Raw genomic sequence first — 13,285 nt, 5'->3', positions numbered from 1 at the left:
GCCGGGCCTACGGGCAATCCGCAAGGAATTCGAGGGCATTCGCGACCGCTTCTGCGGGCGGCGTCGGCATTGGCGCATCGATGCCTGCGCCGGCCTTGGTGACGGCCGCCAAGCGGCTGACGTCCTGGTCGGCCGAGCTTCCATCAATATGGCGGCGCCATGAGCCGGGACCTACCGGGAGGATCGGGCGGCTGGCAGCGCGATATTCGGTCAACTTGCCCGGGGGCGCGTCTGAGGCTTCCGCGGCGACGACCATCAGGGCATCCGCCCCAGCCTGCAACTGCATCGACTCGGCTAGTGAAACCGTTCCGTGCAGCACCATCCGGTCGTGCGCCGGGCTCGAATGTATTCGCGCCATCTCGTCATCGCGCAGTCGGCCCGCCAGATGCAGTCTCAGCGCCGGATTGAGCGCTGCGGCCTGCTCGAACGGTTCGATGAGGTGATCGACCGACACATCGGGATCGGACAGTTTGAAGCTGCCGGTATGCACCAGGTTGATGGTGGTGCCGTCAAAGGGGTAGGGCGCTTCCGTGTTTTCGGTGAAATGCGGGACAACGCAGCGGGCGGCGCGGGGCGCGTAAGTTGCGAGCTCGTCAGAGATGGCTGAATTGACGCTGAGGACGGCGTCGCAGTCACGCAGGATATGGCGTGCCAGGAGCGGTTCCAGCGTGCGGCGGATGAGCTGTCGGCGTTCGGCGCGGAAGGGGCGCAGCATCCACTGGTCGCGGGCGTCGGCCACCCACCGGGCAGTCGGCCAGGCGCGCTTCAGGGCGTGACCCGCCGTGTGGACGGATTCAGGCGGGCTGGTGGTGAATATCCAGTCTGGTACGAACGGACAGGTCTGCCGCGCAGCCCGGACGGCCTTGCGCACCCACCGGATGTCAGGGTCAGGCCACAGCAGCCAGTCCCTGAGATGGTCTTTCAGTCCGGGAGCCGTTGGTGGCCGGGTGGAGGGGTCCACATGTGGATGGTGGACCGCAGTCCCCTCAATGCCATCGGGAAGTTCCGGGGCAACGACAAATGTCCGGGCGCCGTTCGCCTGCAATCCCCTGATCCACATCAGCGGGCGCCGTGCCCCCCCTGAAACGGAGGGAGGGAAGTGCCGGGCAATAACCAGAAAAGAAAGCTCCGGCTTGCCCGGCATTCAACACCTCGTCGCCATCAGGCCTTGATGATCTTGTCGCCATACTCACCCTGCAACATGACGGTGGCGTTGCGGGTGTCGATCACGAATGGCACGGCTTTCAGAACCATCGCATAGTCTACGCGGTCATGGTCTGTGGCAACAATCGCGGCGTCATACTTGGACAGGCTGTCACTGTCCCAAGCCGTCGATGCGCGGCCTTCATACTGCGGATGGTCGGGATCGAAGGGGACGACCGGGATATAGGGGTCGTAATAGTCCACCTTCGCGCCACGCTCTTCCAGGATCTCGAGCAGGTTGAGAGACGGGCTTTCCCGCATGTCATCGACGTTTTTCTTGTAGGCCAGGCCGACCAGCAGGATGCGGGATCCCTTGATGGCCTTCTCGAGGCGGGTCGACAGTTCTTCCGCCAGCTTGTTGATGACGTATTCCGGCATCTTCGAGTTGATCTCGCCGGACAGCTCGATGTACCGCGTGGGCAGGCCGTATTCGCGAGCCTTCCACGACAGGTAGAACGGATCGATCGGGATGCAGTGGCCGCCCAGTCCCGGGCCCGGATAGAAGGCATGGAAGCCGAACGGTTTCGTTGCGGCGGCGTTGATCACTTCCCAGACATCAATGCCCATCGCCTCGTAAACCATCTTCAATTCGTTCACGAGGCCGATGTTGACGGCGCGGTAGATGTTTTCCGTCAGCTTGACCGCTTCGGCGGTCCGCAAATCCCGGACCGGCACGACTTGCGGTACAATCGTCTTGTAAACCGCGACAGCCATACGCTTTTCTGCGTCGGTATCCGCGCCCACGACTTTCGGGATGGTGGATGTTTCGAACTGCGGGTTGCCGGGATCTTCGCGCTCCGGCGAGTAGGCAATCCCGAAGTCACGACCGGCGACCAGACCGCTGAGCTTCTCCAGGATCGGCTTCATCACCTCGTCCGAGGTGCCCGGATAGGTGGTCGATTCCAGGATCACGATCTGGCCGCGGCGCAGGCGCTTGGCGATCGCCTCGGTCGACTTGATGACATAGTCGAGATCGGGGTCGCGGTGTGCGTTGAGGGGCGTGGGCACGGCGATCAGCAGGGCGTCCGGTTCGGCCAGGCGGTCAAAGTCGGTGGTCGCTTCGAAACGACCTGTTTCGACCATGCCGCCGACCGAGTCGTCGCTGATGTGCTTGATGTAGGATTTGCCGGCGTTCAGTTTCTCGACCTTGAACTCGGAAACATCAAAGCCGATGACCCGGGTGTTCTGTCGGCAGAAGGCCTGAGCCAGAGGCAGGCCGACATAACCCAGACCGATGACGCCGATTATGAGGTCGCGAGACTCGGCGCGACGTTCGAAGTCCGGCGTCAGGGTGTCGAGGGTGTCGAATTCAGCTGTGATGGGCGCGTTCATGTGATCGTCCTTTATCCGTTGAAGCCGCGGACGGCTTCGATGACGCGATCCTGAGTGGCCTCGTCCAGGTAGGGGTGCATGGGCAGGGAAATCACCCGACCCGCTTTTTCGTCTGACACCGGCAATCCGCCAGGACCGGTCGGGTAAACCGAGTAAACGTCCTGCTGGTGGATCGGGATCGGGTAGTAGACGGCCGACGGCACGCCCTGGCTCTTGAGATGAGCGGCCAGCCCGTCGCGGTTCTCGTGTTCAATCGTGTATTGGGCCCAGACCGAGACACCGCCATCGATCATGGCCGGCACGCTGGCAGCATGGTCGGCGAGATGCTCGTTATAGCGGGCGGCGACGCGGTTCCGTGCCTCGATCTCGTCAGCGAAAATGGCCAGTTTCTCGATCAGGATCGCTGCCTGGATCGTGTCGAGGCGCGAATTCATGCCGATCCGCATGTTGAGATACTTGGTGTCGTGATCGAAGGTCCGGCCCTGGATGTCCGACGGCACGGCCTTGCCGTGGACGCGCAGCGAATCCAGCCGTTCGGCGAGTGCGGCATCGTTGGTGAGCACAGCCCCGCCATCGCCATAGCATCCCAGCGGCTTGGCCGGGAAAAAGCTTGTCGTGGCGACGTCGGCCCACTTGATCGGATGGTCGCCGTGCAGCGTACAGCCGAAGCCCTGGGCACTGTCGGAGATCAGCTTCAGGTCATGCTTCTTGGCAATCGCGGCGATGCGCGGGTAATCCGCCGGCTGGCCGAACAGGTCGACCGCGATGATCATGCGCGGGCGCAGCTTGCCTTCAGCCTTCACGGCCTCGATCGTCGCTTCCAGATGGTCCGGATCGATATTGTAGGTGTTCGGGTCGATATCGACGAACACCGGCGATGCCCCCAGCCAGGGAACCACTTCGGCGGTCGCGGCGAAGGTGAAGGACGGGCAGAACACCGCATCACCCGGACGAAGGCCCCAGGCCATCAGCGGCAGGGCAAGGGCTTCGGTGCCGTTGGCGCAACCGACCGCGTGGCTGGCCTGGCCGAACTCGGCGAGCTGGGCTTCGAAGGCCTTGACCTCGGGCCCCATGATATAGCGGCCTTCCTCGATGACTTTCGCCACCGCGGCGTTGATCTTGTCTGAAATGCGTGCGCGCTGGGCCTGGAGGTCGATGAACTGCATGGTGTGTCCCGTTTCCCTGTAGAGGTCGCGTTTTCTTCCGCAACCGTAAGCGACAATCAATAGCGAATATGTGACATTGTTGTTTCGCTGCTTTCGTGTGGCGATCCCGTCACGTTCGCGTCAGGCAGATGCCTTCAGCAATACATCGAGGACCCGCATGGCCTCGTCGGCATCGGTGAGGGCCTTGCCGCCGGCGCAGGCGTCGAGGAAATGCTGGCATTCGGTCCGCAGCGGTTCGTCGTCACCATAAGGGATCGGTTCCCAATCGGCCTTGCTGGGCACGGGGGCCGCACCAGAGGTATCGATCGTGTGCCGATAGAGGCGCAGCTTCTCGTCACCGTTCGCAGAATCCTCGAAAACCGCCATTCCGGTTTCGCCGACGACGATCAACCGGTGTTCCTTGAACGGATGCAGCCAGCTGGCAAACACGTGGGCACGTCCACCGCCCGGGAAGGTCATGTCGACACGGCACTCATCTTCAACGCCGTCGGTAACAAACGCACCGCCCGTGCCCGATACCGAATCCGGCGCGTTGCCGAACAGGGCCAGCAACATCGAGACGTCGTGAGGCGCAAAGCTCCAAAGCGCGTTCTCCTCGGTCCGGAATTTTCCGAGCGAGCACCGGTGGCTGTAAGCGTAGCGAAGCTCGCCCAACTTTCCCGCGCCGACGAAATCACGCAATGCGACAAAGGCCGGGTGGTATTGCAGGAGGTGGCCGACCATGAGTGTCTTGCCGGCGCGCAGCGACGCGGCCTTCATCGTTTCGGCTTCCTGCAGGGTCAGGGCGATCGGCTTTTCCACGAAAACATGTTTGCCGGCTTCGAAAGCGCGAACCGCCAGGTCGGCGTGCAACTCGGCCGGAGCCGCGATGACGACGGCATCGACGTCCTCGTGCTCAAGCGCCTTGTCGAAGGTCAGCGCTTCGGCGCCGTACTCGTCAGCGAACCGCTGGGCCGTCGGAGCGTGCGGATCGACAACGGCCGCCAGAGCGCCCAGTTGTGCGAAGTTCCGGACATGGTTCTTGCCCCAGTGGCCACATCCTACGACGGCAACTTTTACACTCATTCGCTTTGTCCCTTGAAAGAATTTGCGCCCTTATAGGGACCTGCTCCGTGTCCGTAAAGCGAGCAAGCGGCCCCCTGCGGTGCGTCGGAAAAACGGCGCGGGCCGACCGGTCTGTCCGGCCGGCCCGCAGACGGTCTATCTGAGGTCGCGATTGTCCTGCATGTCAAAGAGCATCGCGAAGAAGAAGGCCTGCATCGACATGGACATCATGAACATCATCAGGATCAGCGAGGCGATCGGCGCGTCGCCGGCCGTGGCCCAGACGAACAGGACCCGCAGCAGGAAGAGCAGGCCGATGATCAGTTGCAGCGCACCGGCCGCATAAAACAGCACAAGCGGATGGAAATCGCGGACGATGTACTTCTCGTTCATCCGGTGCAGGAAGCCCTTGAGCAGCACACGGGAGATCTTGGTGATGACCTTCGAGACCTTGATTCCGCTCTGCTCCCCGACGCCGTAAACCGGACGGATGGGCACGTCGCGGACGCGCAGTTTCTCGATGTTGAGCTTGACGAGCAGGTCATTGGGCTGACCGTAGCGCTTGTACATGTCGTCCCAGTCAATGCGTTCCAGTCCCTCGCGGTCGATGACCGTATAGCCGGTCTGACTGTCGGAGATGTGCCAGTAGCCGGATGCCACCTTGGTCATGAGGGAAAGCACTGAATTGCCGAAATAGCGGACGGGCGGAATGAGATCCTTGGCGCGCGGATAGATCAGGCGGTTGCCCTTGGCGTAATTCACTTGCTCGTCGATCATGACATCGAGCAGGGCCGGCATGTCATCGGGGTCCATTTGGCCGTCGCCGGCCATCACGACGGCATAGTCGGTACCATTGTCGCGAGCCCATTTGTATCCGGACGCGATCGCTCCGCCTACACCCTGGTTTTCCTCGTGCACGATCAGCACGATCCGGTCGTTGGATTCCATGTAGCCCCGAACCACTTCGGACGTCTTGTCGGGGCTGCAATCATCGATGATCACGATGTGATCGACATAGTCGGGCATGGTGTCGATCACCATGCCGATCTGTGTTTCTTCTTTGTAGCATGGAATGACGGCTGCAAGCGTCTTTGTTTTATAGGCCATGAAACTCGATCTGCTCTCGGGCGGAAATTAGGGGTGGATTCAGTGAACGGGCGAAACCCGCTCACGATATTCGTTGATTTGTTGCGTCGTGATCGTGAAGGGGGCCTCGGCGACACGCCCGCTGATGTCCAGCAGCCGCAATGATGCGTCGAGATCGAGGACCTGAATGTCCGACAAAGTGTTGTCTCGTCTAACCAGAAGTGTGTTTCGGACAGCCGTATATTCGAAGTTGATGAGCTGGGGAAGGCACGGCACGTCGAATGTGAAAGCGGTGTTCCTGTCCGCTTCGTCGAGCAGGATCGTGCCCAGAGGAATGCGCAGGGAGCCATCTCCGTCACCGCGCGTTGCATCGCCCGTCGCCGCCCTGGCCTCGACCTGGTTTCTCAGCAGGGTTGAACAGCGAACAACCGCGGTGACATCCACAACGCCAGTCCCGGCAAGGCGGGTGCGAGCGTGAACGGCCGGGCGGATCGCCGACGACAATCGCGTCGATGTTTCAAGAAAATCCGTGCTGTAGAGTTCCATCGGGGCCGAAAAGGCGGGGCTCAGCACTGAAATCGGTCGGGAGTCATAGCGGCGGAAGCGTACCGGCGTGAAATTGTCGGAGGGATCCGGATCGTCAGCCACTGTGGTGAAGTACAGCTCGCGACCTGTCAGATCGTCACCGGCCTGACTCCAGCCATTGTTGAGCGGGGCGAGATAGGCATCGGTGAACTGGCTGGAGGTCGGTGCCACTTCCGGGAAATGATTGATCTCCCAGTTGTAAAGCCGGAGATATCCGCCGTCGCGAATCTGGAAGAAAATGCGGTAGAGGCGGTCCTGGTCGCCAAGGGCGGACGGAAGGACCCGCTGGCTGAGGTCGGTGAACTGCGCATGGATGGTCCGCCGTTCGCCCGGGAACAGCACGCCATTCCACAGGACTTGCGGCTCGAGGCTGATCTCGCTGCCAGACCTGTCATAGGCCGTCATCACGGCTTCGAAATAGCCGTCGCCTTCAATTTCGGCGACCAGTTGCAACGTGCCGCGGCTGGCATCGAAATCGCTCTGCTGGACAGCAAACGGGGACACGCCGGGAGCCAGTTCGCCACGCTGGAGGACGTCGACAATCCCCGGCCTGGCGCGGTAGCTGCGTTCGCGCCGGGTTTCGACAAATCCGGAGTCCTCATTGGTTGTGAAAACGGCCTGTTCTCCTGACAGGATCGCCTGGAGAGTCGCCAACAGTCCGATCGGACGCATGCTGAGTGCCCAGTTCGCCAGCAGCACGGGGTCACGCTCGAAATCTTCTCGGATCAGGGTGACGCGCTCGAAATTCTCCGGAGCGTCACGAAGCTCGAACAGGCGGTAATCATCCAGCTCATAGAGCAACTGGACATAGTCCGGATTGCCGAGAAGGGGTTCGAACTGCGAGTTTTCCAGCTCCGCCCGTGCATAGCTGGGCAGGGCGAAATAGCGGATGTTGCGCTGTTGCAACTCCTCGAACAAGGCGGCGGGCGTATCTATCTCGTAAATCTCGGCGATCGATTCACTGATCGAATAGATAAAGGGCAGGTCGCCGTAGAAGCTCAGCTCGGCCTGCCGGAAAGCGAGTGTGTACTCACCTTCTTCCTGCTCGCGCGAAATCGCTTCGATGAGCTGGATCATCTGCGTGTTCCGAGCCATCATTTTTTGTGGTTCAGGGTCAAGCAAGGTCGATCCGGTCACCCGGAATGAACGGAAATCAGACCCGGTCACCACCGCCGCATTGAACCAGCCGGACGCGGAAAGGGCGATGAGTACCAACAGGCAGACCCAGTAGGTTGCGTTGAACCGGACACGAGACTGGATCGCGCTCGCCTGGCCGACAAAATCATCAATTGCGTCGGCGGCCCGTGCATTGAGTGACGCCTTGTCGGCAGACTCCTCTGGCCGGTTGGGATCGGCCTTCGGGCTGGCAGTATCAGCCGGTACCCGAATGATGCGCTCATTCACGTCTGCAGTGGATTTGTCGGAGCTCGAAGGTCCGGGGTTTTGGGTCGGGTCGGACATCAGGAGACGCTCCCGGCTGCATCAGCGCGCTCATCGTCTTGCGGGCTGGCCTTGGACGGGCCGGTTGCAAAGGCGAAGCCCTTCGCGGCCTCCAGCGGCATGGTGAGCAGGCGCGCTGTGATGACAATGACGAATGGATGGATGGTCAGGAGATAGCGCGGGTTCTTGATCACCAGATCTGAACCGGCGGCGATGGTCAGGCAGACAAAGGCGAAATATCCGCCACACAGAATGACGGCGGCGAAAATCGGGTCCGGATGCCGCCAGAAGCGGTCATTGAGCAATGTCATCGGGGTCCGCAAATGCGAGCGGAAGCGCCAGGTCGCCCAGATCAGGCCGATCGTGCCGACCCAGTAGGACCAGCCGAACAGTGCCTGTTGTGTCCATCCTGCGAAAACGCCTCGGAAAATCTTGTCATAGGTCGTGTAGAGGAGACGCACGACTTCACGGTGCTCCTCCACCCGCAGGTGCTCGTAGCTCCACACGGTTGGCCCATCCTTCAGGATGCTGCCGAACTCGGCGATATTGATGCCGATGCGAAGTGCGACTGCAGCGATCGAGAGCGTGGCCACAATCACGATATTCCGCCAGGTCTCCTGCCAGGTTGCTTGCGAAATCAGCAAGTAAAGCGGGATCACCAAGGGCAGCGTAATCAGGCCGATCGAGTGGGTGAAGTGTACGGTCGCGGTCGCAAAACCCGCAATCACGGCCATGCCGATGCCCGGCATGCGCGCCAGCAGCCAGATTGACGTGAAACAGGCCGACAGGGCAGCGAGTCTCAGGACGTCGATATGGGACTGGGCGGCGAGGTGGAAGACATAGGGGGTGGTTACCAGCAGGAGCGCGGCGGCGAAGCCTGCTGCCGGGCGGCGGTAGCCGGCGATCGCTCCGAGAATGCAGGCGTTCGCGAACAGCAGCCACGGTGTGACCATGCGGATGCAGCCGGCCAGGTCAGTCGAACCCTGAACAAAATAGCCGAGGATCAGGAAGCCCGGATAACCCAGTGGATGGGTCCAGGCTGCCTGCAATCCGCCGGTCAGGGACGGCTCGGTGAAGGGATAGTCCCGGACGCTGGCCAGATCGGCCATGACGCGGCTGACATGGGCGTATTCGAGCGGGTCATTCGACCACAGTGGAATGAACAGCTGATGCAGGATGAGATGGCCGAGGGTTGTTGCCACGCCGATGGCAAGGCCGACGCAGAGCGTCAGGCGCAGTGGCGTGGACGACAGGTCCCGATACAGGTTGATCAATCCGGCAAGCGGCGTCTTGGCAAACGGCCAGATCAGCGCGAGACCCGGCAAACCGAATACGGCGAGCAACAGTCCAAGATATACGCGCGGGTCCATTCCGGGAGCGAAGTAGAGTGCGTGCACCAGGGTCCAGCACATCAGCACCGGTCCGATTACCAGGCTCAAACTCCAAGCCAGGAAGGGGGGGATTTGACGTCCGCCCAGCCAGGATATGGCGGAAAAAGCCGCGGACGAAGAGAGCACGAAGAAACCGAGTAGCACCACACTGTGGGCAATCAGCTGGACAGCTGCGAACTCGTAATTGCTCGATTCCAATGGATCTGCCCCCAGCCGTTCCCATGTCGGCGTGTTCATAGACCAACACTTCATGGCTGCCAAGGCCGCTGCATCGAGCATCCATTGCTTTGAAAAAAAACGAAAATTGGACTACCAACGCGGTTCTCTACTGGGGGTGGGGACGGATGCAGCCAGCAAAATTTGGCAACTTCAAACGGATATCGCTGGGCATTGTCGCAGCGGCATTTTCCCTGCATCTGGTTGTAACGGCGATACTTTTGCTGTCCGCCCGGGCGATGCACAATGACGCCGCCAGCGGTGACGTTGCGGTCGCCTTCTATGGTGATGCCGGCGCTGCGACCGGTCGCCGTGTCGATGCTGCGGCGCTGCTGTTGCTGGAGGGGCGCGTCGAAGGCCTGGCAATGGTCGGCGGCTTTCGGCCAAGGGCCGGGTATCACGGCGCCGCCTGGATGGCGGAACTGGCGGTGGATCGCGGCGTGCCGGCCGATCGGGTTGTTGTCGGGGGCGGCTCATTCGACAGCGTGAGCAATGTCGGTGCATTTGCCGATTTGATTGATAGGAGCGGAGCGGTGCCACAAGTGGTCCTGGTCAGCGATTGTCTTCATCTGCTGCGTATTTCATGGATTGTGCGCCGCACGATGCCGGACCTGGAAGTTCAAACCTATTGTTCGGCGCCTCCCGCAAATCCGGTCCGGACCCTGGTCCGGTCGCAGCATGAGCTGATCGCCTGGGCCAGCCTCACCTTGCCACGGCGGTGGCGGGAAGCCTGGCTTGCACGCCTTCGCGGTCAATGATGCGGTGGCGACCCCGCCGGGGTGCGGGGCGGACGCACGCACGGATCGGGCACAATTATCTTCGTGGCGCTCTCGACAGCCTCATTGGGTTTCATTAAGACGACTCAAGCTCGTGCCACCAATCATGATTTCAAGGTGCTGAAGCCTGATCGTCGGGGTTGTGGCGAGTCCAATCTAGCTTTCTGTCAGGGACGTCCACTATGTGCGGTATTTTTGGGGTTTCCATCTGGGGAGACCGGTCAATCACGTCGGCCGAGCTTCGCGGGGTGGTCGATGATTTGTTCCGCTTGTCGTCGTCACGCGGCAAGGAAGCGTCCGGGCTCGCATTCCATGCCGACGACGCAGTGTTCGTCTACAAAAAGGCGATGAATGCCAACAAGCTGATAAAATTCAAGGAATTCAACGACTTTTACGGTCGCGCCTCGGCTACGAAGTCGCGACCTGACGGCACCATAGACGGCCCGGTCTCCGTGATCGGCCATGCCCGGCTGGTGACCAATGGCAATCAGGGTATCAACTCCAACAATCTGCCGACCGTCGGCCCCAATTCGGTTGCGGTGCACAATGGTATCATCGTCAATGACGAGGCTGTCTGGGCCAAGCACCCGGAGCTTGATCGACCCAAGTCGCAGCTCGACTCGACATTGATCCCCTACCTGTTCGACGCGGCGCGCGAAAAGGGCAGCGACGTCTTTGATGCCTATCGCTCGGTCTATGCGGAGCTCGAGGGCCAGGCGACGACCGTGATGCTGCGCGACGATGCCCAGGGATTGTTGTGCGGAACGAATTTCGGTTCACTCTACGCGTTTGACGGTGGCGACGGCATCTTCATCTGCGCATCGGAAAGCCGTTTCCTTGAAGAGCTGCGCGAGAAGAATGCCTACGTCCGCAAGGCGTTTGAGGGCGTCCCGCTGAAGCGCTTCAAGCCGTTCGAAGCTTGCTTCGTTGATGCCGAGTCCGCGCCGGTCATCTTTGATCTCAAGGCATCCGAGCCGGTCGTCCAGGTTTCGACGTCGGCCCAGCGCGCAAGCGCCAAGATCATCGACCAGCATGAGGAAGCGGCCGATCGCCGCCGCAATCTGCGTCGCTGCACCAAGTGTATCCTACCCGAGACCCTGCCGGGCATCACATTTGACGAGAACGGCGTGTGCAGCACCTGCCGTGATCATGTGCCGTTCAAGGTCAAGGGGCTGGACGCCCTGCATGAGGCTGTCGAGCCTTATCGCCGCAAGGACGGGACGCCGGAACTCCTGATGGGAGTGTCGGGTGGCCGGGATAGTTGTTTCGGATTGCACTACGCGGTGAATGAGCTTGGTCTCAACACGGTCGCCTATACCTATGACTGGGCGTTGGTGACCGATCTGGCGCGCCGCAACACCTCACGGATGACCTATGACATGGGCGTCGAGCATCTGCTTGTATCCGCGGATATCCAGCAGAAGCGCCGCTACATTCGCGAAAACGTAAACGCTTGGCTGCGTGATCCGAACCTCGGCATCATTCCGTTGTTCATGGCCGGCGACAAGATGTACTTCTATTATTACAACAAGTTGCGCAAAGAGAGAAATATCGATCTTGTGATCACTTGTGGTAACCGGTTCGAAAAAACCGACTTCAAGTCCGGCTTTTGTGGCGTTCACAGCAAGGGCTATGGGGAAGGCAAGTCGTGGCGTCCCTACGATATGTCGATCCTCAAGAAGGCGCGCTATATCGGCTACTTCGCGTGGCACATGGGCAAGAATCCCGGCTACTGGAATTCATCCTTGGTCGATACCGGTACGGGCTTCTGGTCATCCTACTTCCAGAAACACGATTTCGTCTGGCTCTATGACTACATCGAGTGGAATGAGGACGAGATCAACGACACCCTGAAAAACCGCTATGGCTGGGAGACGGCATCGGACACCGAAAGCACCTGGCGCGTCGGTGACGGGACGGCCGCATTCTACAACTATATCTACTACACCGTCGCCGGCTTCTCGGAGATCGACACCTTCCGCTCCAACCAGATCCGCGACGGTCAGCTTGATCGCGCAACGGCGCTGAAGATGGCCGAGGTGGAGAACGCTCCGCGTTATGAGTCGATCCGGGAGTATGCGCATGTGATCGGTTTCGATTTCGACCGGGCCATGTTTGCCATCAACTCGATCGAAAAACTCTACTAGTTGTTTCTGCCGGACGAGAGCGAAAGCGTACTTCCATGAGCGTCCTGGGCATTATTTCGGACACCTGCCAGGTTGTGATGCCCAGGCTCTGGCCTCTGACGGCGCTAGACCGGCAACTGGCGAAATCCACCCGGGCTGCCCCGGCGCTGCCGCCGATCTTCATTGTCGGTCCGCCCAGAACCGGAACGACGATCCTGTATCAGCGATTGCTGACGCATTTTCGTTTTACCTATCCCGGCAATGTCGATGCGGCATTGTTCAGCCTGCCCTGCATGGCGCACGCGATCAGCAGGCGGTTCAAGGACCGGGAGCGCTCTCACGGCGACTCAAGTGATTTCGGCTATGTCCCGGGTTTGTGGGGCGCCTCCGAAGCAGGGCCGCTGATGCGCTATTTCCTCGACGATGAACGTCGGGTCGACTCGTTCGGGCGGGCCATCCGGCACATGTCGGTGGCGAGTGGCGTGCCCTATCTTTGCAAGAACACGGTCAACGCGATCCGCCTGCCGACAATTTTCCGGGCCCTGCCCGATGCATGGGTGGTCAGGACGCACCGCGACCGGGAGACGACCGCACGGTCAATCCTGAAAATGCGCCGCAGTGTGGGGGGCGAACAGCAGTGGGCTGGTGTTCGTCCTGACGGAGCGGATGCTGTTGTGTCGGCGGAGCCGATCGAGCAGACGCGATGGCAGTATGATGCGGTGCAAGAGCAGATCGACACCGATCTGGCAGCCGCTGGCCGCACGGCCTTTGACGTCCGCTACGAGGATTTCATTGCAGATCCACGGACGATGCTGCAAGGGCTTGCGGACGCCTACACAAGAGACACCGGGGTTTCGGTTGAGAGAACCAGTATTCCAATTCCGGAAATCATGAAAAAGCCCGGCTGATACGGGCAGGGC

At 60.7% G+C, this 13,285-nt stretch carries 10 protein-coding genes; 3 read left to right on the top strand and 7 right to left on the bottom strand.

Features of this window, described 5'->3' with window-relative positions; genetic code table 11:
• Positions 1–7 precede the first annotated feature (7 nt).
• The 7 genes from ACN0X9_RS03275 to ACN0X9_RS03245 form a co-directional block, all read right to left on the bottom strand.
• Complete coding sequence (locus ACN0X9_RS03275) at positions 8–1,060, bottom strand: hypothetical protein (RefSeq protein ID WP_417486209.1); 1,053 nt, start codon at positions 1,058–1,060, stop codon at positions 8–10.
• A gap of 101 nt (positions 1,061–1,161) precedes the next feature.
• Positions 1,162–2,535: a nucleotide sugar dehydrogenase gene (locus tag ACN0X9_RS03270; protein WP_417486208.1), complete on the bottom strand. Its 1,374-nt coding sequence runs from the start codon at positions 2,533–2,535 to the stop codon at positions 1,162–1,164.
• Between the two features lie 11 nt (positions 2,536–2,546).
• Positions 2,547–3,701 (bottom strand): DegT/DnrJ/EryC1/StrS family aminotransferase, encoded by a 1,155-nt coding sequence (locus tag ACN0X9_RS03265; RefSeq protein ID WP_417486207.1) that lies wholly within the window; start codon positions 3,699–3,701, stop codon positions 2,547–2,549.
• A gap of 120 nt (positions 3,702–3,821) precedes the next feature.
• On the bottom strand, positions 3,822–4,766 hold the full coding sequence (locus tag ACN0X9_RS03260) for a Gfo/Idh/MocA family protein (RefSeq protein WP_417486206.1): 945 nt from the start codon (positions 4,764–4,766) through the stop codon (positions 3,822–3,824).
• Between the two features lie 135 nt (positions 4,767–4,901).
• Positions 4,902–5,852, bottom strand: coding sequence for a glycosyltransferase family 2 protein (locus ACN0X9_RS03255; protein ID WP_417486205.1), 951 nt, complete (start codon positions 5,850–5,852; stop codon positions 4,902–4,904).
• A 39-nt stretch (positions 5,853–5,891) separates the two neighbouring features.
• Complete coding sequence (locus ACN0X9_RS03250) at positions 5,892–7,877, bottom strand: hypothetical protein (RefSeq protein ID WP_417486204.1); 1,986 nt, start codon at positions 7,875–7,877, stop codon at positions 5,892–5,894.
• Complete coding sequence (locus ACN0X9_RS03245; RefSeq protein WP_417486203.1) at positions 7,877–9,484, bottom strand: hypothetical protein; 1,608 nt, start codon at positions 9,482–9,484, stop codon at positions 7,877–7,879. The genes ACN0X9_RS03250 and ACN0X9_RS03245 overlap by 1 nt, the downstream gene beginning before the upstream one ends.
• A 107-nt stretch (positions 9,485–9,591) precedes the next feature.
• Here ACN0X9_RS03245 and ACN0X9_RS03240 point away from each other — a divergent pair, with 107 nt between their 5' ends.
• From ACN0X9_RS03240 to ACN0X9_RS03230, 3 genes are all read left to right on the top strand, one after another.
• Entirely contained in the window at positions 9,592–10,221 is a 630-nt protein-coding gene (locus tag ACN0X9_RS03240; protein ID WP_417486202.1) for a YdcF family protein, read from the top strand.
• A 287-nt stretch (positions 10,222–10,508) separates the two neighbouring features.
• Positions 10,509–12,386 (top strand): hypothetical protein, encoded by a 1,878-nt coding sequence (locus tag ACN0X9_RS03235; protein ID WP_417486201.1) that lies wholly within the window; start codon positions 10,509–10,511, stop codon positions 12,384–12,386.
• Positions 12,387–12,421: 35 nt separating this feature from the next.
• Positions 12,422–13,273, top strand: coding sequence for a sulfotransferase family protein (locus ACN0X9_RS03230; protein ID WP_417486200.1), 852 nt, complete (start codon positions 12,422–12,424; stop codon positions 13,271–13,273).
• Positions 13,274–13,285 lie beyond the last annotated feature (12 nt).

The sequence above is a fragment of the Maricaulis sp. genome, from assembly GCF_048268525.1.
Taxonomy (GTDB): Bacteria; Pseudomonadota; Alphaproteobacteria; order Caulobacterales; family Maricaulaceae; genus Maricaulis.
Note: the sequence above shows the minus strand (reverse complement) of the source record. Positions and strands in the feature narration are given on the sequence as shown.

Coding starts and splice junctions, on each gene's coding strand:
- ACN0X9_RS03275 (WP_417486209.1), bottom strand. CDS start 1,060: ATGTGGATCAGGGGATTGCAGGCGAACGGCGCCCGGACATTTGTCGTT.
- ACN0X9_RS03270 (WP_417486208.1), bottom strand. CDS start 2,535: ATGAACGCGCCCATCACAGCTGAATTCGACACCCTCGACACCCTGACG.
- ACN0X9_RS03265 (WP_417486207.1), bottom strand. CDS start 3,701: ATGCAGTTCATCGACCTCCAGGCCCAGCGCGCACGCATTTCAGACAAG.
- ACN0X9_RS03260 (WP_417486206.1), bottom strand. CDS start 4,766: ATGAGTGTAAAAGTTGCCGTCGTAGGATGTGGCCACTGGGGCAAGAAC.
- ACN0X9_RS03255 (WP_417486205.1), bottom strand. CDS start 5,852: ATGGCCTATAAAACAAAGACGCTTGCAGCCGTCATTCCATGCTACAAA.
- ACN0X9_RS03250 (WP_417486204.1), bottom strand. CDS start 7,877: ATGTCCGACCCGACCCAAAACCCCGGACCTTCGAGCTCCGACAAATCC.
- ACN0X9_RS03245 (WP_417486203.1), bottom strand. CDS start 9,484: ATGAACACGCCGACATGGGAACGGCTGGGGGCAGATCCATTGGAATCG.
- ACN0X9_RS03240 (WP_417486202.1), top strand. CDS start 9,592: ATGCAGCCAGCAAAATTTGGCAACTTCAAACGGATATCGCTGGGCATT.
- ACN0X9_RS03230 (WP_417486200.1), top strand. CDS start 12,422: ATGAGCGTCCTGGGCATTATTTCGGACACCTGCCAGGTTGTGATGCCC.